20 protein-coding genes are annotated in these 20,119 nt (G+C 71.7%); 12 read left to right on the forward strand and 8 right to left on the reverse strand.

Features of this window, described 5'->3' with window-relative positions; genetic code table 11:
- From ACFZBU_RS21560 to ACFZBU_RS21570, 3 genes are all read right to left on the reverse strand, one after another.
- The gene (locus ACFZBU_RS21560) at positions 1-1,092 is read right to left on the reverse strand and encodes an adenylate/guanylate cyclase domain-containing protein (protein ID WP_391585242.1); all 1,092 of its coding nucleotides are present in this window, start codon (positions 1,090-1,092) and stop codon (positions 1-3) included.
- A gap of 58 nt (positions 1,093-1,150) precedes the next feature.
- A complete protein-coding gene (locus tag ACFZBU_RS21565) occupies positions 1,151-1,681 on the reverse strand; it encodes a PH domain-containing protein (protein ID WP_391585243.1) in 531 nt (176 codons plus the stop codon).
- Positions 1,682-1,912: 231 nt separating this feature from the next.
- Positions 1,913-2,731, reverse strand: a complete 819-nt coding sequence (locus tag ACFZBU_RS21570) for a biotin--[acetyl-CoA-carboxylase] ligase (protein WP_391585244.1) — start codon at positions 2,729-2,731, stop codon at positions 1,913-1,915.
- Positions 2,732-2,834: 103 nt separating this feature from the next.
- Here ACFZBU_RS21570 and ACFZBU_RS21575 point away from each other — a divergent pair, with 103 nt between their 5' ends.
- The 4 genes from ACFZBU_RS21575 to ACFZBU_RS21590 all read left to right on the forward strand — a co-directional run bounded on the left by ACFZBU_RS21575 (position 2,835) and on the right by ACFZBU_RS21590 (position 5,722).
- Positions 2,835-4,421 (forward strand): acyl-CoA carboxylase subunit beta, encoded by a 1,587-nt coding sequence (locus ACFZBU_RS21575; RefSeq protein WP_391585245.1) that lies wholly within the window; start codon positions 2,835-2,837, stop codon positions 4,419-4,421.
- A gap of 91 nt (positions 4,422-4,512) precedes the next feature.
- Entirely contained in the window at positions 4,513-4,710 is a 198-nt protein-coding gene (locus ACFZBU_RS21580) for an acyl-CoA carboxylase subunit epsilon (protein WP_355538307.1), read from the forward strand.
- Between the two features lie 225 nt (positions 4,711-4,935).
- Entirely contained in the window at positions 4,936-5,052 is a 117-nt protein-coding gene (mmpB, locus tag ACFZBU_RS21585) for a morphogenic membrane protein MmpB (protein ID WP_391585246.1), read from the forward strand.
- Positions 5,053-5,113: 61 nt separating this feature from the next.
- A complete protein-coding gene (locus tag ACFZBU_RS21590) occupies positions 5,114-5,722 on the forward strand; it encodes a nucleoside triphosphate pyrophosphatase (RefSeq protein WP_391585247.1) in 609 nt (202 codons plus the stop codon).
- A gap of 33 nt (positions 5,723-5,755) precedes the next feature.
- Here the strand turns inward: ACFZBU_RS21590 and ACFZBU_RS21595 are convergent, their stop codons facing one another.
- Positions 5,756-7,432: a hypothetical protein gene (locus ACFZBU_RS21595; RefSeq protein ID WP_391585248.1), complete on the reverse strand. Its 1,677-nt coding sequence runs from the start codon at positions 7,430-7,432 to the stop codon at positions 5,756-5,758.
- Between the two features lie 383 nt (positions 7,433-7,815).
- On the opposite strand from ACFZBU_RS21595, the gene ACFZBU_RS21600 reads away from it, so the two are divergent.
- Both ACFZBU_RS21600 and ACFZBU_RS21605 read left to right on the forward strand, forming a co-directional pair.
- Positions 7,816-8,271: a hypothetical protein gene (locus tag ACFZBU_RS21600; RefSeq protein WP_391585249.1), complete on the forward strand. Its 456-nt coding sequence runs from the start codon at positions 7,816-7,818 to the stop codon at positions 8,269-8,271.
- Positions 8,272-8,348: 77 nt separating this feature from the next.
- Positions 8,349-9,179 (forward strand): helix-turn-helix domain-containing protein, encoded by an 831-nt coding sequence (locus ACFZBU_RS21605; RefSeq protein ID WP_391585250.1) that lies wholly within the window; start codon positions 8,349-8,351, stop codon positions 9,177-9,179.
- Positions 9,180-9,412: 233 nt separating this feature from the next.
- Here ACFZBU_RS21605 and ACFZBU_RS21610 read toward each other — a convergent pair whose 3' ends face one another.
- A complete protein-coding gene (locus ACFZBU_RS21610) occupies positions 9,413-9,946 on the reverse strand; it encodes a GNAT family N-acetyltransferase (RefSeq protein ID WP_391585251.1) in 534 nt (177 codons plus the stop codon).
- A 339-nt stretch (positions 9,947-10,285) separates the two neighbouring features.
- Complete coding sequence (locus ACFZBU_RS21615) at positions 10,286-11,512, reverse strand: amidohydrolase family protein (RefSeq protein ID WP_391585252.1); 1,227 nt, start codon at positions 11,510-11,512, stop codon at positions 10,286-10,288.
- 109 nt (positions 11,513-11,621) lie between these two features.
- Between ACFZBU_RS21615 and ACFZBU_RS21620 the strand changes: the two genes are divergently transcribed.
- The 4 genes from ACFZBU_RS21620 (at position 11,622) to ACFZBU_RS21635 (ending at position 15,548) form a co-directional block, all read left to right on the forward strand.
- Positions 11,622-12,113: a MarR family winged helix-turn-helix transcriptional regulator gene (locus ACFZBU_RS21620; RefSeq protein WP_391585253.1), complete on the forward strand. Its 492-nt coding sequence runs from the start codon at positions 11,622-11,624 to the stop codon at positions 12,111-12,113.
- 317 nt (positions 12,114-12,430) lie between these two features.
- Positions 12,431-12,643: a hypothetical protein gene (locus tag ACFZBU_RS21625; protein ID WP_391585254.1), complete on the forward strand. Its 213-nt coding sequence runs from the start codon at positions 12,431-12,433 to the stop codon at positions 12,641-12,643.
- A gap of 214 nt (positions 12,644-12,857) precedes the next feature.
- Positions 12,858-14,624 carry an acetyl/propionyl/methylcrotonyl-CoA carboxylase subunit alpha gene (locus ACFZBU_RS21630; RefSeq protein WP_391585255.1) on the forward strand — a complete coding sequence of 589 codons (1,767 nt, stop codon included), beginning with the start codon at positions 12,858-12,860 and terminating at the stop codon, positions 14,622-14,624.
- A 282-nt stretch (positions 14,625-14,906) separates the two neighbouring features.
- Positions 14,907-15,548 carry a hypothetical protein gene (locus tag ACFZBU_RS21635; protein ID WP_391585256.1) on the forward strand — a complete coding sequence of 214 codons (642 nt, stop codon included), beginning with the start codon at positions 14,907-14,909 and terminating at the stop codon, positions 15,546-15,548.
- A gap of 21 nt (positions 15,549-15,569) precedes the next feature.
- On the opposite strand, the gene ACFZBU_RS21640 is transcribed toward ACFZBU_RS21635, so the two are convergent.
- On the reverse strand, positions 15,570-16,388 hold the full coding sequence (locus ACFZBU_RS21640; RefSeq protein WP_020552647.1) for a DeoR/GlpR family DNA-binding transcription regulator: 819 nt from the start codon (positions 16,386-16,388) through the stop codon (positions 15,570-15,572).
- A 678-nt stretch (positions 16,389-17,066) separates the two neighbouring features.
- A complete protein-coding gene (locus ACFZBU_RS21645; RefSeq protein ID WP_391585257.1) occupies positions 17,067-18,485 on the reverse strand; it encodes an NAD(P)H-quinone dehydrogenase in 1,419 nt (472 codons plus the stop codon).
- A 36-nt stretch (positions 18,486-18,521) separates the two neighbouring features.
- Here ACFZBU_RS21645 and ACFZBU_RS21650 point away from each other — a divergent pair, with 36 nt between their 5' ends.
- Positions 18,522-18,962 (forward strand): gamma-glutamylcyclotransferase, encoded by a 441-nt coding sequence (locus ACFZBU_RS21650; RefSeq protein ID WP_020552649.1) that lies wholly within the window; start codon positions 18,522-18,524, stop codon positions 18,960-18,962.
- Between the two features lie 302 nt (positions 18,963-19,264).
- Complete coding sequence (locus ACFZBU_RS21655; RefSeq protein ID WP_391585258.1) at positions 19,265-20,074, forward strand: purine-nucleoside phosphorylase; 810 nt, start codon at positions 19,265-19,267, stop codon at positions 20,072-20,074.
- Positions 20,075-20,119: the final 45 nt, after the last annotated feature.

The raw sequence follows: 20,119 nt of genomic DNA on the forward strand, positions 1-20,119 counted from the left end.
TCAACCGCCGGTCGCGCCGAGCGGGTCGGGCAGCGGGGTGCCCGGGCGGCACACCGTCCAGGGTTCGACCAGGCCCAGGCCGCGGACCGGTCGGCGCCACATCGGGTGCAGCTCGTAGCGGTTGTCGCCCTCCAGGGCCGCGGCCAGCTCGCGATCGACCACCACCGCGTCCTTGGGACTGAGCGCGGTCAACCGGCTGGCCAGATTGACCGTGGTGCCGAACACGTCGCCCATCCGGGAGAGCACGTGGCCGTACGCGATGCCCACCCGCAGCGCGGGCAGGATCTCCTCCTGGGCCATCGCCTCGACCAGGCGCAGACCCAGTTCGACCGCCGAGTCCGGCGAGAAGGTCACGAACAACACCTCGTCGCCCAGCGTCTTGACCAACCGGCCGCCCTGTTCGGCGATCACGTCGACGGCGGTGTCCTCGAAGGTCTGCACGAGCCGGCCGAGCTCGGCCTCCTCCAGATTGCGCGACAGCCGGGTGAAGCCGACCAGGTCGGCGAAGCCGACGGCCAGCGACTGGCCCACCGTCTGCGGATCGGTCAGCCCCTGCATCGCCCGCGAGCTGGCCGCGGCCAGGTGACGCCGCCAGGCGTAGATGACCAGCGGTTCGAGTTCGAGCATCACGTCGCCGGCGGTGGTGACCACCTGCTCGGAGCGGCTGCCGGTGAGCTCGTTGCCGATGTACTCCACCCACGCCTCGGTCTGCCATTCGGCGAAGCGGGCCATGGTCTGACCCACCGAGCGCACGAACTGGGCCGCGACGGTGGCCGGCAACAGCCCGGACTCGGTCAGCTCGCGCAGGTGCTTGAGCGCCGCGACGTCGGCGTCGGTGAACGCGCGGGCCGGGCCGAAATCGGCGAAGCCCAGGCCGCGCCACAACCGGCGGGCCTCGTCGAGGGGCACCCCGACCAGGTCGGCGACCTGGCCGGAGGTGTATCGCCGGGGGGCGCCCAGCACGACCTGCTCGACGTCGGCGATCGTGTTGTTGACCGCCTCCAGGTCGGAAAGGTCGGGCAGGGGGTGCTGATCGGCCGCGTCGGCCCCGGCGCCCGCGCCGGGCTCCACGCGGGTCCGTTCCTCGGGCATGTGGCTCCACCGGGTGTGCGAAGGATGGTCTCGTCGGAGCCACACTACGTGTCGGGGGTCACAAAGGTTCGGGGTCGGGCGGTGCCACGTGCTTCCTCCGCCCCTCGGCGGCCCGCTCCACGAGCACCAGAAGCTCGCTCTGCAGCCGCACCACGTGGGGCAGACCCGGCAGTTCGAGCTGCTCCCGGTCGCCGACGGGGACCAGTACGACGGTGCCCGCGCCGAGCATCCGGTCCACGAACGACTCGTGCTCGATCAGTACGTCCTCCACGCGGGCGAACGGCACCACCCGGATCTCCCGGGTGAGCGTGCCGGTACGCACGGTCAGGCGATCGGCCGCGACCGAGTACAGCGTGCCCAGCCAGGCCAGCCACGGCGCGACGCTCCAGCGGACCAGGACCGCGAGTCCGGCCAGGAGCACGGCGGGTTGGATCCAGCCGCGGGCGGCGTCCGGCGGGGTCAGCGCGGCGAGGAAGCCGGTGGCGGCGACGGTGGCGAACAGGGCCAGGGCGGGGCGGACGAGGTGCTTCCAGTGCGGGCGCACGACGAAGAGTGTGTCGTCGTCGACCTCGGCTGTGGTTGTGAACACCGGGCCTCCTGGTGAGTCACCACGATTGTGCGGGTCTCTTGGGCGGGGGGCCGGGAGGCGTGCCGAAGGCACGGGTTTTTGCGCCCACCCGCCCCCCGTCGCCCAGGGTGGAAAGGCTGCGGAATTCGGGCGAGGGGCGGCCCGGGGTCGTGGTGATGGGCGGACACGCGATGGCCGGCCGGGCGCGGCCACCGGGGCGCCGGACCCGGCCTGGTGCCGCGCCCGGCGGCACTAGTCGGCGGTCGGGCGGACGTGGACGACGTCGCCGGCGCCCACCGCGGTGGGGCCTTCCGAGGTGGTGACCAGGAGGCGGCCGTCCTCGTCGATGCCGGTGGCCGGGCCCTCCAGGGTGCGGTCGGCGGGCAGTTCGACCCGCACCCGGCGGCCGATCGTGGCGCACGCGTCGGTGTAGGCGGTGAGCAGGCCGCTCGTGCGCGCGTCGCCCCCGGCCAGCCGCCAGCGGGTGTACCACTCCTCCAACTCGCGCAGGATCGCCCGCAGGATCGGATCGCGATCGGTGCTCTCGGCGCCGGCCAGCGCGAGCGAGGTCGCGGTCGGGACCGGCAGTTCCTCCTCGCGCAGCGAGACGTTCAGACCGATCCCCAGGACCACCCCGGCGCCGGCCCGCTCGGCCAGGATCCCGGCCAGCTTGCGTTCGCCCACCAGCAGGTCGTTGGGCCACTTCAGCCGCGCGTCCACGCCCGTCACCCGGGACACCGCCGAGGCCGCGGCGACCCCGGCGAGCAGCGGCAACCAGCCCCAGCGCGCGACCGGCACCTCGTCCGGCGCCAGCGTCACCGACATCGCGATGCCCGAACGCGGCGGCGCACTCCAGCGCCGGTCCAGCCGGCCCTTCCCGGCCAGCTGCGACTCGGCGACCAGTACCAGCCCCTCCGCCTCGTCGGCCCGCCGGGCGAGGTCGGCGTTGGTCGATCCGGTCTCGGGCACGACGTCGACCTCGCGCCACAGCCCGCCGGGTACCAGCAGGGCCCGGCGCAGCGCCGCCTCACGCAGCGGGGGGCGGTCCAGATCCGTGAAAGGAGAGTCCATCCGATCACCCTAGAAGGCACTGCGAGGCAGGGCGGTGATGGTCGCCGGCGTGGCGCGGATACGCTACCGATCGCCGCCGTTCGACGTGACAGGAGCCAGCACGATGGACCCAGTACAGGGCGAGCCCGACATCCACACCACCGCCGGGAAGCTGGCCGACCTCGAGCGTCGTATCGACGAGGCGGTACACGCGGGAAGCGCCCGAGCGGTCGAGAAGCAGCACGCCAAGGGCAAGATGACCGCGCGCGAGCGCATCGAGTATCTGCTCGACGAGGGCTCGTTCGTCGAACTCGACGAGTTCGCCCGGCACCGCTCCACCAACTTCGGCCTGGAGAGCAACCGCCCCTACGGGGACGGTGTGGTGACCGGTTCCGGCACGGTCGACGGTCGCCACGTGTGCGTGTTCTCGCAGGACGTCACCGTGTTCGGGGGCAGCCTGGGCGAGGTGTACGGCGAGAAGATCGTCAAGATCCAGGACCTCGCGATCAAGACCGGCGTCCCGCTGGTGGGCATCAACGAGGGCGGCGGCGCGCGCATCCAGGAGGGTGTCGTCTCGCTCGGCCTGTACGGCGAGATCTTCCGCCGCAACGTGATCGCCTCCGGCGTGATCCCGCAGATCTCGCTGATCATGGGCGCCGCGGCCGGCGGCCACGTCTACTCGCCCGCGCTCACCGACTTCGTCGTGATGGTCGACCAGACCTCGCAGATGTTCATCACCGGTCCCGACGTGATCAAGACGGTCACCGGCGAGGACGTCACGATGGAGGACCTCGGCGGCGCCCGCACGCACAACAGCAAGTCCGGCAACGCGCACTACATGGGCGCGGACGAGAAGGACGCGCTGGACTACGTCAAGGGCCTGCTGTCCTACCTGCCGAGCAACAACCTGGAGGAGGCCCCGTCCTTCGACGAGGCCGCCGACCTGGAGACCACGGACTTCGACCGTGACCTGGACACGCTCATCCCGGACTCGGCGAACCAGCCGTACGACATCCACACGGTGATCGAGCACGTCCTGGACGACGCGGACTTCCTGGAGGTCCAGCCGCTGTTCGCGCCGAACATCGTGGTCGGCTTCGGCCGGGTCGAGGGTCGGTCCGTGGGGATCGTGGCGAACCAGCCGATGCAGTTCGCCGGCACGCTGGACATCGACGCGTCCGAGAAGGCCGCACGCTTCGTGCGCACCTGCGACGCGTTCAACATCCCGGTGTTGACCTTCGTGGACGTACCCGGCTTCCTGCCCGGCACCGACCAGGAGTGGAACGGCATCATCCGCCGCGGCGCGAAGCTGATCTACGCGTACGCCGAGGCCACCGTGCCGCTGGTCACCATCATCACCCGCAAGGCGTACGGCGGCGCGTACGACGTGATGGGCTCCAAGCACCTGGGCGCGGACGTCAACCTGGCCTGGCCGACCGCGCAGATCGCGGTGATGGGCGCGCAGGGCGCGGCCAACATCCTGCACCGGCGCACGATCGCCGCCGCGGACGATCCCGAGGCGACCCGCGCGCGGCTGATCCAGGAGTACGAGGACACGCTGTGCAACCCGTACGTGGCCGCCGAGCGCGGCTACGTGGACGCGGTCATCCGGCCGTCCTCGACCCGGGCGCACGTGGTCAAGGCGCTGCGGGCGCTGCGCGGCAAGCGCGAGACGCTGCCGCCGAAGAAGCACGGCAACATCCCGCTGTAGGACGGCGACATCCCGCGGTAAGTCGGACCACACCGAGTCGGTCCCCGGCGCATGCGTCGCGGGCCGGCTCGGTCAGGGCCTGGAGGTCCCCATGATCAAGGTGGTGCGGGGTGAACCCACCCCGGAGGAATTGGCCGTGATCGTCACGGTCGTGGCGGCCAAGGCGAGCGGCGGCACCGTGGCGCCGGAGCCGGCGGCGCCCTCGCAGTGGAATGCGCCGGCCCGGCTGGTGCGCAGGCAGTTGCGGCCCGGGCCCGGTGCCTGGCGCGCGAGCGCCTGGCCGTCCTGAGAGTCGGCCGCTCCGACCGAGGGCGGGCCTGCCCGTCGGGGAGCCGGCTCCCCGACGGAGGGGCCGGCTTGCCCGGCGGGTGGCGGCATGCCCGATGGGTGCCGGCATGCCGACGGAAGGTCGGCTTCGCCGGTCGTCGGCAGATCGGTTGTCGGCATATCGCACGACCCGACTTGAGTACTCGTACTCAAGATCGCACGGTCGCGCGCCCCGCACGATGGACACATGCGTGACCGTGACGAGTTCTCCGAGGAAACCCGGCGCGCCGTGGCCCAGCTGCGGCGCGCCTTGTGGATCCTGCCCGTGGTGGTGATCCTCGGCCTGCTTGTACTCGGCCTGTGACCTGTACTCGGCCCGTGACCGGGCCGTCCGGGCCCGGGCCGACGCCCGGTACGTTGGCGGCATGACCGACCGTTCCCCCTCCCGTACCCTCGTGCTCGCCTCGGCCTCTCCCGCGCGCCTGAAGCTGCTGCGCGACGCCGGGCTGGACCCCGAGGTCGTGGTCAGCGGCGTCGACGAGGACGCGCTCACCGCCACCACGCCGCGCGAACTCGCCCTGCTCCTGGCCGAGGCCAAGGCCGACGCGGTGGCCGCCGGGCTCACGGCCGACGAACTGGTCGTGGGCTGCGACTCGGTCCTGGAACTGGACGGCCGCGCGCTGGGCAAGCCGGCCGACGCCGCCGAGGCATGGCAGCGCTGGCAGTCGATGCGCGGGCGCGCCGGGGTGCTGCTGACCGGGCACTGCGTGATCGACCGGCGCAGCGGGCTGCGGGTGTCCGACGTGGCGGCCACCACGGTGCGGTTCGGGTCGCCGTCCGACGACGAGGTCGCCGCGTACATCGGCACCGGTGAACCGCTGCACGTGGCGGGCGCGTTCACCCTGGACGGCTACGCGTCGCCGTTCGTGGACGGCATCGACGGCGACCCGGGCAACGTGATCGGCCTGTCGCTGCCGCTGCTGCGCCGGCTCCTGGACGGCGTGGGCGTGCGGATCATCGACCTGTGGACCTGACCCGGCAGGCCCGCTCCGGGCGCTGACGCGCCGTCAGGAGCCGGGCCCGTCCGGTCGGTTCAGGTCGCGGCGGACCGGGCCGGGGCCGAGGTTGGGCAGCCCGGCCGGCGGTTGCGGCCGGTACGAGCCGGCGCTCGGCTGCTGCTGCGGCACGTAGGGCTGCGGGGTGGGTTCGGCGTAGGCGTTCGGAGCCCACGGGCCGCTGCCGGGGACCGGTGCGCCGACCGGGTCGGGGCCGCGCCCGGGACCACGCGGCGGCGGCGTGGGGCTGCCGCGCAGTGCGGCCAGCAGCGCGAGCGGCAGGGCGATCGCGGCGAGCACGAGCAGCGGCAGCGGTACCCCGCCGGGCTTTTTGGTCAGCCACTCCACCCAGTCGTAGTCCGCCGACGCGGCCTGGAGGTCCGGCCACACCGGTCCGCATGCCGCACCCAGTCCGAACGCCGCGATCGCGGCCTCCGGACGCAGCCCGCCGACCACCACGCCGATCGCCGCCGCACCCGCGCAGCGCACCGCGAGCTGATGGCCGGAGCCGGCCGCCGGGCCGATGAGCTCGGCCAGGACCAGCGCGAGCGCGGCCAGGCCGATCGCGTACGCCCCGAGCATCCGGGCCGCGACCGCACCCAGGATGCCCGCGACGGCGAGCCCGAGCAGCCACGGCACGTATTCGCCCGGCCCGTCCAGGCCCAGCCCCGGGTTGCCCTCGGTGCGGTCCCAGGCGAACAGCGCGGCCGGGAACGCGGCCAGCCCGACCGCCATCGCCAGCAGCGCGCCCGCGACCGAGCGCACCCCGTCCACCCGGTAGGTCAGCACCGCGGCGACCAGGCAGCCCGCCAACGCGACGATCGGCCACAGGCCGAGCAGCTTGGGCTTGTCGTCGCCCATCACGATGGTCGCCGCGGACACCCCGACGCCGGCCAGCCCGAGCAGGAACACCCCACCGAAGGCGCCCACTTCCGACTCCTGCCAGCCCCGGCCCGGCGGCACCAGGACCCGACCGGTGGGCAGCAGGATCAACAGGTAGCCGAACGCGGCGAGCGGCAGCCAGGTCTGGAGTCCGGCGCCGGACTCCCACATCGGGTCGAGCACGTCCCGCCCGCCGAGCACGAACAGCAGCGGTACGGCCGCCGCCAGCGTCGCCGCGAACGCGGCGTTCAGCGGCGCCTGGTGGCGGGGCACCGCGAGATGGATCCACAACACCACGCCGACCAGCACCTGGACCGCGAAGCCGAACCGCAGCAGGTAGACGAAGCCGAGCCAGCGCGCGTCGCCCGAGCCGTCGTAGTGCGTGGCGATCGGGTCGAGTGCGGTGGTCAGCGCGGCACCGGCCAGACCGATCACCAGCACGCCGCCGACCGCGCCGCGGCGGTGGGTGAAGACGCTGTCGGTGAGCCCGACGCCGCCGATCACCAGCGGCACCGCCCACGGCAGCAGCACCGCGATCAGATCCCACACCGACCAGTCGCCGGCACCGGGGCTCGCCGGCGGCGGGACCGAACCGTAGGCGGCCGGGTCCGCGGCGGCCGGAGCCGGTGCGGCGGGATCGATGCCGGCCCGGAGCAGCACCAGCGCGGCGGCCGTGCCGAGCACGACCAGCAGCGCACCGGGCACCCATTCCAGGGACAGCCGGCCCACCGGTTCGGGGCGCCGCGCGCGGCCCTCCGCGAATCCGGCGCCGGCCTCGTAGGCCTTGCGTACCACTCCGCCGGCCATGGCCGTCTCCCCCGGGTCGTTTTACAGGCAGCTTAGGGAAGAACGGTGGTCGTCCGCTCCCGAAGCGGAAGACGCGGGGCCGACCGATTCGGATCTGCCGGAAGTCCCTCGACCCTCCCTCGGGCTGCTGCTCGATCCCCGCGCCCGCCCCGCGATCGCCGCTCGGACAGCGCCGGACCGTCCGGCCCTGGGGCACGGCTCGACGGATCCGGGGCACGCCCTCCCCGAGAGGCCCGGTGTCACCTCGGGACCGCGGGGCCATCACCTCGGGAGCGCGCGACCGATACCTCCGGATCGCACGGCCATTACCTCGGAGGGAATCGACCACCGCACCGGGTGTCGAGCACAGTCGTCGCTGTCGGCAATCGACCCTGGAGGACCCCATGAGCGCCCAGTCTTTGCACTCCACGTTCGCGGCGGCCGGTGGCCCCGGCGACGGCGCCGTCCGCGGCGACACCGGCCTGCTGCGCATCGCCCTGCGGCTCGACGCGATCGCCACCGGCGCGGTGGGCCTGCTCGCGCTGGCCGGTTGTGCCGCCTTCGACGGCGCCCTCGGCCTGCCCACCGCGTTCCTGGCCGGCCTCGGCGCGTTCCTGGTGCTGTACGCGCTCGGCGTCTGGCGGGTGGCCGCGCGGTCCGCACCGCATCGCACCGCCGTGCGCGTGGTGATCGGACTCAACCTGCTGTGGTTCGCGGACAGCGTGCTGACCGCCCTCACGGGCTGGTTGGACCCCACCGGCCTGGGCACCACGCTCATCGTGCTCCAGGCGATCGCGGTGCTCGGCTTCGCCGATGTACAGATCTTCGCCCTGCGCAAGGCGAACAAGTCCGCGCGATGACCATTCACCGAGGAGCCGGCGGGTTGTTGCGGACGCACCGTGCCGAGTTCGTGGAGCACCGCGTACGGTCGGGTGCCATGAGTTCGGGATCCGGGAATGTCGTCACCGAGCGGCCCGCCGGCCACACCGCCGGCCGGCGGTCGAGCGGCGAGTTGATCCGGCACTGGCGGCAACACCGGCGGCTGAGCCAGCTGGAGCTCTCCGTGGAGGTCGAGGTGTCCACCCGGCACCTGAGCTTCATCGAGACCGGCCGCGCGGTGCCCAGTCGGGACATGGTGCTGCGGCTGGCCGAATACCTGGAGGTCCCCCTGCGCGAACGCAACCGGATGCTCCTGGCCGCGGGTCATGCCCCGGCCTACAACGAGAGCCGCCTGGACGCGCCGGAACTGGACGCGGTGATGTCCGCGATGCGGCAGATCCTGGTCGGGCACGGTCCGTACCCGGCGGTGATCGTGGACCGGGCCTGGAACATCGTCGACGCGACGCCGAGCATCGCGCTGTTCACCGAAGGCGTGGCACCCGAACTGCTCACCGATCCGCTGAACGCCTACCGGGTGAGCCTGCACCCCGAGGGCATGGCGCCACGGATCGTCAACCTCCCGCAGTGGCGCGCGCACCTGCTGCACCGGCTGCGTCGGCAGGCCGCGATCACCGCGGACCCATTGGTCCAGGAGCTGTACGACGAGGTGAGCGGCTACCCGGGCGGCGAACCGCCGAACGCGGCCGGCCCCGGCGCACCGGCCATCCCGCTGGGCATCCGGTTCGGCGGCGAGGTGCTCTCCTTCGTGAGCACGGTGGCCACGTTCGGCACCGCGGTCGACATCACCGTGGCGGAAATCTCGATCGAGTCGTTCTACCCCGCAGACAAGCGCACCAGCCGGATCCTGCACGACCTGCACGGCGACTGACCCGGCCGAACCGGCGCCTCCGGCGCAGCCGACCACCCGACGACCCGACCGAGCCCGACACCGGACCGAACCCGTCCCCGGTCCCAAGGCGCGAACTACACGGCGTCGCACGGACCCAAACCGGACGGACGACGTAGCCGAGCCCCCGACGATCCGATTCGGGCCCGGGTCCGATTCGGAGCCGGCTCGGTCCGGCCGGGGTCGGTGGGCTCGGCTCGGCGGCGAAGCCGGGCTCAGGTCCGGAGCCGGTGGCCCCACACCTCGGCGGGCTCGGTCGCCGGGTCGGGTCGCCACTCGCCGAGGCGGGCCCAGTCCCAGGATCGGAACGCCGCGAGCGCGGCATGGTTGTCCCGGGGCACCCGCACCGCGGCGAACGTGGCGTCGGTGCCCGCGAGCAGCCTCTCCCGCATCCGGGTGGCCAGACCCTGGCGCCGGTGCTGGGGTACGACCATCAGGTCCACGACCACGAACACCTTGCCGGCCGCGGCCAGTTCGGCCACGTCCTCGGGCAACTCGCCGTGGAAGCCGGTCCACCAGCCACTCGCCCGCCGAGGCGGGAAGCCGTACGTGCAGCCCGCCGCTTCACCGGCCCCGTTCGCGACCACCATCTCGAACCCGGGCTGTTGGATGTCCTCGGCATAGCGCCGCAGGAAATCGGGGCGGCCCGGCGGGTCTTCGCCGTAGGTCTTGACGTACGTATCCGCGACGGATTCCCGCTGTTGGTCGGCCTGCCAACGGGTCAGCCGGCGCAAGAACACCTCTGCCACCAGTACCTCCTGCCCAGGCATGGGATGCCGTAGACGTTCACATCGTGGCAGCCCGCCCCGTCCAGGGGAAACACCACGAGCCGATTACCGCCCGCCCGGGCAGCCGGCCAACGCCCCCACACGCCGCCGCCCGGCCCTCCCACCCACCGCCGGGCGGACCCGCACCCACCCACGCCGGGCCTGCCGCAGGCGACAACAACAACCCGCCCGGGCCGCCGGCAAGGCAACCCGCACCCGGCTGATCGGGTTCTCAACCGACGGGAAGGGGGGAGCACAAGCGTGTGGCAGTGGCCGCCGACGGGATGGTCGACGGCCACGGGGTTTCGTAGAGGGTGCCGGTCAGGCCGCCAGGCGGGTGCCGCGGCGCCAGATGGCGCGGGTGTTGAGGGTGTCGGAGATGGTGGTGGTGGGGTCGCCGTCGACGAGGAGGAGGTCGGCACGCAGGCCCTCGGCGATGCGTCCGCGATCATCCAGGCTGAAGCGGCGGGCGGTGGTGGCGGTGGCTGCGCGCAGAGCCTGGGTGGGGGTGAGGCCGGCACGGACCAGGTACCGCAGTTCGTGGTGGACGCTGGCTCCGTGGGCGAGTCCGCCCAGGAACGGCAGAGGCAGCGAGACGTCGGTGCCCGCCAGCAGGTCCACACCGGCGTCACCGAGTGCCTTGACGGTGGCCAGGACGTCTTCGATCCTGCCCTGCGGGTAGTGGCCGAAGCTGGAGCGCAGTGCCTTGTCCCAGTCGGCGTCGAGGCGTGAGGCGACGCGCGGGTCGTCGGCGAGTTCGCTTCCGGTGATGCCCATCATGGAGGCGTTCAGCACCACACAGGGCACGACGAAGACCCCGGCGTCCGTGATCATGCCGATGATTTCGTCCGTATGGGGCTGGTCCATGAACAGGTGGACGAGGCCGTCGATGCCGGCCTCGATGGCCATGCGGGTGGCGTCCACGGTCAGGGTGTGGGCGACGGTGAGCATGCCGCGCCGCTTGGCCTCGGCCACTCCGGCGTTCAAGGTGGCCCGGTCGAGCATCGGCAGGCCGGGATGCCCTTCGATGCTGCCGTCGTCGACCATGAACTTGATGTAGTCCGAGCCGCGTTCGATCAGCTGCGGGATGAACGCGACAGCTTCCTCGGGAGTGGTGGAGAACGGCATGAGCGGGGGCTCTCCGACGGGCTTGGCACCTGCGGGCGGGCCGGGGCGGAAGCCTTCGGGGAACAGCTCGCTGGGGTGGCCGCCCGGCGGGGTGATGCCGAAACCGGAGGAGCGTACGTCGGCGACGGTGTCGTCGCCGCTGATGTGCGCACGGTTGTCGCGGGTGCTGGTGCCCTGCATCTCCAGCTCGGTGGTCACTCCGAACCGCAGCGCCAGTGCCAACGTGCCGGGGCCGGTGTGGACGTGGGCATCGATCAGGCCCGGCAGCAGTGTTGCCCCGCTGCCGTCGACGATCTCAGCCCCCTCGGGAACGTCGCCGCCGATGCGGGCGATCCGCCCGTTTTCGATGAGCACGGTGAGGGCACCCAGCGTCTTCTCGCCGTCGAAGACCCGGGCGCCGGTGATTGCAGTCACGGACATGGCTTGCCTCAATCCTGGAGTATGCCCCCGCCTAAATATATACCTAAAGCTATGCACATGCTCGACGCTATGCGCATGCATGATGACCGGAACTCTTTAGAATGGCCACATGAGCAGCTCCCCGTCAGACTCGGCAATCGAGAAAACCCTGCTCGACCAGGTCGGACCCGCACTGTCACGGCTGCGGCGGCGCACCTCCGGCGGACGCGGCGATCTCACCCGCAACCTCGTCCTGAACGTGGTCGCGGACGCGCCCGGGGAGATGACGGTCGGCGGAATCGCCGTCGAGATGGGCGTCACTCAGCCCGTCGCCAGTCGCACCACCGCCGCCTGCATCGCCGACGGCCTGATGCGGCGGGTCGCCTCCCAAGCCGACGGACGGCGCACGGTTCTGGAACTCACGGACGCCGGCGAGGCCGAGCGTCATCGCTTCGCCTCCGAACAACGCGAGACGTTCGAACAGATCACCGCGGCATGGGATCCGAGCGACCGCACCCGATTCGCCCAACTCCTGATCCGCTACAGCCAGGACGCCGGCGTCTGGTCCACTCGGCAACACCGCCACGGTGGGGACAGCGAAAACACCCGCTCGGAAGACTGAACAGCCCCCGGGACACAGGCCGCCACCGCGATCCGGTAACCCCGGTCCCGGGCAGCCCACATGCCCCGGCTCCTCCGCATGGACTCGCACCGCACACCCCGGACTCCGCCGCCGAGCGACCCACACCCGGCCGACACTCGCGCAACCCACGCCCCACCCCACCGCCAACCCACCCCCAGGCAACCGGCACTCCCCCACCCCCGGCCCGCAGCCAGGCGACCCGCGTTCGGCCGCGTCTCAGGCGGTTTGTGCGTTTCGCCCACTCCCGGGAGCGGGGGCTCGTAGCCTGCGCACGGGGTAGGGCGAGGAGAGGATCGATGGTGCGCGACGTGCGGGAACCGGGTAATGCGTGGGACATGTGTGCCGAGGGTCACGACGAGCACGAGTGGGTGTATCAGTACGGGCCGGCCGGGCCGGCCGGCAAGCCGTGGGCCAAGGCCTGCAAGCACTGCGGGAAGATGGCGGGTGCGAACGTGCCCGAAACCGGGCTGCTCGGACGCTCCGCCGCAGGCGACTGTCTCGGCGGTTGACGGAACCCGACAAAAAACTGGAACACGTTTCAGCTGTACCCGAGCGTCGGTCCCCATCGCGTTCGGAGTACGTTGACCCCACCGGCAACGTGGCCGGCAGCTCCACCGCAGGCCATGAACATGGCGGGTTGCCGTACCCATGACGAGGTGGGGCGGCGAATTGTGCCCGCCTTCGAATCCCTAGACTCTCCGCAGTTGAGGAGGGAGCCAGATCGTGCGCAAGGTACTCATCGCCAACCGTGGGGAAATCGCGGTCCGCGTCGCCCGAGCATGCCGGGATGCCGGCATCGCCAGTGTGGCCGTCTACGCCGAGCCGGACCGGGATGCTCTGCACGTGCGGGTGGCCGACGAGGCCCACGCGCTCGGCGGAAACACTCCGGCCGAGAGCTACCTGGACGTGGCCAAGGTTTTGCAGGCCGCCCGGGACTCCGGCGCGGACGCCATCCACCCCGGATACGGATTCCTGTCGGAGAACGCGGAATTCGCCCAGGCCGTGCTGGACGCGGGCCTGACCTGGATCGGACCGCCGCCGCAGGCGATCCGTGATCTCGGTGACAAGGTGGCCGCCCGGCACATCGCCCAGCGGGCCGGCGCGCCCCTGGTCGCCGGCACCCCGGACCCGGTCTCGGGTGCCGAGGAAGTGGTGGAGTTCGCGAAGGCCAACGGCCTGCCGATCGCCATCAAGGCCGCCTTCGGCGGTGGCGGGCGCGGACTCAAGGTGGCCCGCACCCTCGAAGAGGTGCCCGAGCTGTACGACTCGGCGGTGCGCGAGGCGGTGGCCGCGTTCGGTCGCGGCGAGTGCTTCGTCGAGCGTTACCTGGACAAGCCGCGGCACGTCGAGACCCAGTGCCTGGCCGACACCCACGGCAACGTGGTGGTCGTGTCCACCCGTGACTGTTCGCTCCAGCGCCGGCACCAGAAGCTCGTCGAGGAGGCGCCCGCGCCGTTCCTGAGCGAGGAGCAGAACGCCGAGCTGTACCGCGCGTCGAAGGCCATCCTCAAGGAGGCCGGTTACGTCGGCGCCGGGACCTGCGAGTTCCTGGTGGGCCAGGACGGCACCATCTCCTTCCTCGAGGTCAACACCCGTCTCCAGGTCGAGCACCCGGTCACCGAAGAGGTCACCGGCATAGACCTGGTACGCGAGATGTTCCGGATCGCCGACGGCGAGGAACTCGGCTACGACGACCCGCCGCTGCGCGGCCACGCGTTCGAGTTCCGGATCAACGGCGAGGACCCGGGGCGCGGCTTCCTGCCCGCTCCCGGCGAGGTCACCCAGTGGCTGCCGCCGTCCGGCCCGGGCGTACGCCTGGACTCGGGTGTCGAGCAGGGCTCGGTGATCGGTCCGGCGTGGGACTCGCTGCTCGCGAAGCTGATCGTCACCGGTCGCGACCGCAAGCAGGCGCTCCAGCGGGCCAAGCGCGCGCTGGACGAGTTCGTCGTGGACGGCATGGCGACCGCGCTCACCTTTCACCGCGTGGTGGTGGTGGACCCGGCGTTCGCGCCCGAGCTCGACGACTCGACCGACCCGTTCACGGTGCACACCCGGTGGATCGAGACCGAGTTCGAGAACACGATCGCCCCGTTCGGCGGCGGCGCTGACGCGGCCGAGGAGGCCGGCGAGCGCGAGACCGTCGTGGTCGAGGTCAACGGTCGGCGCTTCGAGGTCACCCTCCCGGCGGGCCTCGGCGCATCCGGTGCGGCCCCGGCCGCGGGGAAGAAGGCGCCCAAGCGCGGCGGTGCCAAGAAGGCCGGCGCCGCGGCGAGCGGCGACTCGCTGGCCAGCCCGATGCAGGGCACCATCGTCAAGGTCGCGGTCGAGGAGGGTCAGCAGGTGGCCGAGGGCGAGCTGATCGTGGTCCTCGAAGCGATGAAGATGGAACAGCCGCTCAACGCCCACCGGTCCGGTACCGTCAAGGGCCTGGTCGCCGAGGTCGGCGCGACGGTCACGTCCGGCGCGGTGCTCTGCGAGATCAAGGACTGATCGAGATCGGGATCGAGGACTGATCCGGATCGAGGAGTGACCCCGATCGGGATCGATCGCAGCCCGAGGAAACAACGACCGCCCCCGCCGAGGATTCTCGCGCGGGGGCGTTCGCGTAGCGCGGACCGGGCCGAAGGGGGCGGCGTGGAAGCCTGGATCACGATCGCCACGGCACTCGCGGCCGGCGGCACCGGGGCCGCCACGGGTATGCGGTGGTCGAGTCGTCGACGTGCGACCTCGTCCGCCGAGGCGGCCTTACCCGCCGAGCGCGGCGGAGCGGCGATGTTCACGATTCCGACCGCGTTGTACGAACGGGCTCGGGCCGAGTCGGTCACGGCGTTGCGCGCCGAGGCCGGCGCCCGGCTCGCGGATCTCGCGGCGCGGACCCAGGCACTCGTACCGGCGACGCATCCGCCCGCGCTCGCGGCGCAACTTCGGGCTCTGGATGCGTGTGAGGCCGCGGCGTGGGTATGGCGCGATGCCGACGATCTCCCCGATCTCGCGGGGGTGCTGGTGCTGGTCCGACACGGTGTCCGGGCATTGGAGGTGGCCGCGCATCGAGCCGAACGAGCGCTGTCGGAAGACGCGCGCGAGGAGGAGGACGCGGACGACGACCCGTTCCGCGTGTCGGTCTGCCTGCTCAACCCGCTGCACGGGACCGTGATCGGTCGGCTGCAGTGGGCGATCCGCGGCCGGACCCGACTGTCCGTACCCGCGTGCCACGCGTGCATGCTCGCCGCGAGCGAGCGCACCATGGCGGACGTGCTCACCCAGCGGGTGGCGGACGGCGCGTACCTGGCCTACTACGAGGTCCCGGCGGATCGAAGCGTGTGGTCGGCGACGGGGTTCGGGGCCTTCGGCGGCGACCTGGTCGAACACGTGCGAAGCGCGTTGCCCGGGGGGCGCCGGGCAGGCGGCGGGTGATCCCTGATCGGTCGCACGTGATCACTGGTCGGGCATCACCCCCGGGACGCGCATGTCCCGCATCCGCTCCCCGTTGAATTCCGCGCGGGCGCCGGGAACGGCCCGCTGCGGGAGGGGGGCGATGTGCACCTGTGCGCCCAGTTCGGCCAGGGCCTCGCTCTCCGGGCCGGGAGCGTCCTCGTCGGTGACGAGGTGGGTGATGCGCTCGGGGGCCACCGTCTGGAACATGGTGTCCACACCGATCTTGGTGTGGTCGACCATGACGACGACCTCGTGGGCGGCCTGGATCAGGGCGCGGTCCACACTCGCGGACAGCATGTTGGGGGTGGACAGGCCACGCTCGGCGGTCAGCCCGTTGCCGGACACGAACGCGCGGCGCACGCGCAGACCCGCCAGGGCCTGCTCGGCTCCGCTGCCGACCAACGCGTAGGACGACCCGCGCAGCGTGCCGCCGGTCATCACGACCTCGACCCGATTGGCGTGGGCGAGGACCTGCGCGACGAGGAGGGAGTTGGTGACCACGGTCAGGCCCGGGATCCGGGCCAGCCTGCGGGCCAGCTCCTGCGTGGTGGTGCCGGCGCCCACGACGATCGCATCCCCCTCGTCGACGAGGGAGACCGCGAGGTCGGCCATGGCCGCCTTCTCCGCCGCCGCGAGGTGGGTCTTCTGCGAATAGCTCGGCTCACGGGACAGCCCACCGGGCAGCACCGCTCCACCGTGCCGACGGTCGAGCAGCCCTTCGGCTTCCAGGGCCCGCACGTCCCGCCGAACCGTCACCTCGGACGTCTGGACCACCCGGGCGAGTTCCCTCAGGGACACCGCTCCGTTGGCCCGCACCATTTCAAGAATCAGTTGACGACGCTCTGCTGCGAACACGTGACGAAGGTAACGCGAACGACCGGCTCTTATCAGCCGCTTGCGACTCTTACCCGAACTTGTTCATCAAAGTGATAAGACCGCTTCGGTTTCCGGGCGCAGCGAAGCCGCAGCGTTCGGAAGGGCCAACCATAACGCTGCTCACCCGGAGCCGGATACCGCTGCTGTGCACCGATTTTGATTCCGCGTCAGCCGGGCTCGACGGATGCGGAACACACCGCGAGGCGGCGATCACACCCGGTCCGATTCGAGTATGCGCGGCGGCCCGGGAGCACAGCGGATGTTCGAGAAAAGCCACCCGTAAGTGGAGTCCCCGGGAGCGCGGAATCCGAATTCCGCGCGCCCCTCGCACGCCGGAGGCCACCACCCCCGGCGGAATGATCTTGAAGCCGTATTGATCGTGCGGCCGCATTGCTCTCGCAGGCGGGGGCACCCCGGGGCGGGACCGCGCGACGGGGCCGACCGGGCGCGATCGTCACGGCGCCACCCGCTCGACGTGCTCGTCACGGCGACATCGGACAGCGGCACGTGGCACATCGGCACGGCGGTATCGATCACGACGCGATCGTCTCGCCGGGATCGTCTCGCCGGGATCGCCCGCCCTCCGGGAGCGACCCGGCCGATTCGTCCGGGGCCGGCCGGTCAGGAACGCTCGCGCCGGTGCAATTGCCGGGCGGCTTCCGCGATCGAGCCGGAAAGCGAGGGGTAGACGGTGAATCCGCTGGCGATCTGGTCGACCGTCAAGTGCAGGTCCACGGCGAGTGCGACGGTGTGGATCAACTCGCTCGCGCGCGGGGCCACGATCACACCGCCGACCACGATCCCGGTACCGGGACGGCAGAACAGCTTCACGAACCCGTCGTGAATGCCCTGCATCTTCGCGCGTGGGTTGCGCGACAGCGGCAACTTCACACCGCGAGCGTCGATCTCGCCCGCGTCGATCGCTGCCTGGGTATATCCCACCGTGGCGATCTCGGGATCGGTGAACACGTTCGAGGACACGGCCTTGAGGTTCAGCGGGGCCACCGCGTCGCCGAGCATGTGGTACATCGCGATCCGGCCCTGCATCGCCGCGACCGACGCGAGCGCGAACACGCCGGTGCAGTCGCCCGCCGAGTACACCCCGTTCGCGGTGGTGCGCGAGACCCGGTCCACCCGCACGTGTCCGGTGTCCTTGAGGAAGACGCCCGCCTCCTCCAGACCGATGCCCGCGGTGTTCGGGATCGCGCCGACGGCGACCAGGCAGTGGCTGCCCTCGATGATCTGACCGTCGGTCAGCGTGACGATGACGCTGTCCCCGTCCCGCTTGACGCTCTCCGCCCGCGAGCGCGACATCACCCGCATGCCACGCCGACGGAACACTCCTTCGAGCACCTCGGCCGCATCCGGGTCCTCGCCCGGCAGCACCCGGTCACGGCTGGAGACCAGCGTCACCTTCGAGCCGAGCGCCTGGTACGCCCCGGCGAACTCGGCGCCGGTGACGCCGGAGCCGACCACGATCAGCTCGCGCGGCAGCTCGGACAGGCCGTACATCTGCTTCCAGTTCAGGATCCGCTCGCCGTCCGGCTCCGCGCCCGGGATCTCCCGGGGGTGGGCCCCGGTGGAGATCAGGATCGCGTCCGCATCCAGCGTGCGCTCGGTGCCGTCGGCCAGGTCGGCCACCACACGGCGCGGCCCGTCGAGGCGGGCGGTGCCGCGCAGCACCCGAACGCCGGCGCGCGTGACGCTCTGCCCGATGTCGTTGGACTGGGCCTTGGCCAGTTGCAGCACACGCCGGTTGACCACGCCCAGGTCCACGCCCACGATCGGGCGATCCAGCGTGCCGGGCGTACCGTCGTCGACGTAGATGCCGAGCTCGTGGTGCGAGTCGGCGAAGTTCGTCATGACCTCGGCCGTGGCGATCAGGGTCTTGGACGGGACACAGTCCGTCAGTACAGCCGCACCACCCACACCTTCGCGCTCTACCACCGTCACCTCGGCTCCGAGCTGTGCCGCGACCAAAGCCGCCTCGTACCCGCCGGGTCCTCCGCCTACGATCACAATCCGAGTCACGGGTGTCATTCTCTCCCATGCCCGCGCGTCGCGTAGGCTGCGGCCATGCCCCTCTACGCCGCGTACGCAAGCAACCTCGACGCGCGGCAGATGGCTCGGCGTGCCCCACACTCCCCTCTGCGCCACACCGGTTGGCTGCCCGGCTGGCGGCTGACCTTCGGCGGCGAGCAGTTGGGTTGGGACGGATCGCTGGCCACGGTCGTCGAGGACGAGTTGTCCCAGGTATTCGTCGCGCTGTACGACCTGGCCGAGATGGACGAGCCCGACCTCGACCGCTGGGAGGGCATGCCGCTCGGCCTGTACCGCAAGGTCCGGGTCCGGGTGGAGTCCCTGTTCGGCGAGCAGTTGGCGTGGCTGTACGTGCTCAACGACTACGAGGGCGGCCTGCCCTCGGCGCGCTACCTCGGCATGGTCGCCGAGTCGGCCGAGTCCGCCGGCGCCCCCGACGACTACGTCAAGGAACTCCGCAACCGCCCCTGTTCGTAGGCCGTAGGGCCGGCCCCATCCGGCCGGCCCCGCCGTCGCCGGGGACCCGGATCGCCCGCCCATTCGGCGCGCCGGGCCCCGACCCGCCGCTCCGCTCCGCCACCCGGCTCCCGCCGTCGGCCGGGGTCGGGTGACCATCGACGCGTCCGCATCCGCGGTCGGTGCAGCATGTCGACCAAGCGGACATACAGCTACTTATCCATACCAGTCGTCCCCCGCTGTCATTGCGGTCGTATCACAGTCTTCTACGCGCATAGACCCCGCCCGCGCCGTTCTCAGGTGCAGCATTTACGCTCATCGATGTGAACGTATTGGATAGCCACGACCCGTACACGGCCGCCGCCGAGGCCGCCGAAAGCCTTCAGCGGCTCACCGGTGCCGCCACGCACGACATCGCGCTCGTCATGGGCTCTGGCTGGGTGCCCGCCGCCGACATGCTGGGCGACCCGGAGCACGAGTTCCCGGTCACCGAGCTGCCCGGCTTCCCGCCGCCCGCCGTCGAGGGCCACGCGGGCACGGTCCGCTCCCTGGTCATCGGCGACCGCCGCGCGCTGGTCTTCCTCGGCCGCACCCACCTCTACGAGGGGCACGGCGTCGCGTCCGTCGCACACGGCGTGCGCACCGCGGTCGCGGCCGGCTGCAAGGCCGTCGTGCTGACCAACGGTTGCGGCGGCCTGCGGCCGTCCTTCGTGCCCGGTCAGCCGGTGCTGATCAGCGACCACATCAACCTCACCGCCGCGTCGCCCATCGTCGGGGCCAACTTCGTCGACCTGACCGACCTTTATTCGCCGCGGCTACGCGCGTTGTGCCGCGAGGTCGAGCCCGACCTCGAAGAGGGCGTATACGTGCAATTCCCCGGCCCGCACTACGAGACCCCGGCCGAGATCGGCATGGTCCGCGCGATCGGCGGGCACCTCGTCGGCATGTCCACGACCATCGAGGCCATCGCCGCGCGCGAGGCCGGCGCCGAGATCCTGGGCATCTCGCTGGTCACCAACCTCGCCGCGGGCATGACCGGCGAGCCGCTCAACCACGAAGAGGTCCTGGCCGCCGGACGCGCGTCCGCCGAGCGCATGGGCCGACTGCTGACCCAGGTCCTGCCGCGCATCTGAGCGTGCGCAGGCCGTCCCGCCTCCGATCCCTTCCGTACCGAGGAG

This window comes from Embleya sp. NPDC008237, from assembly GCF_042956465.1.
In the GTDB taxonomy this organism is placed as follows: Bacteria; Actinomycetota; Actinomycetes; order Streptomycetales; family Streptomycetaceae; genus Embleya.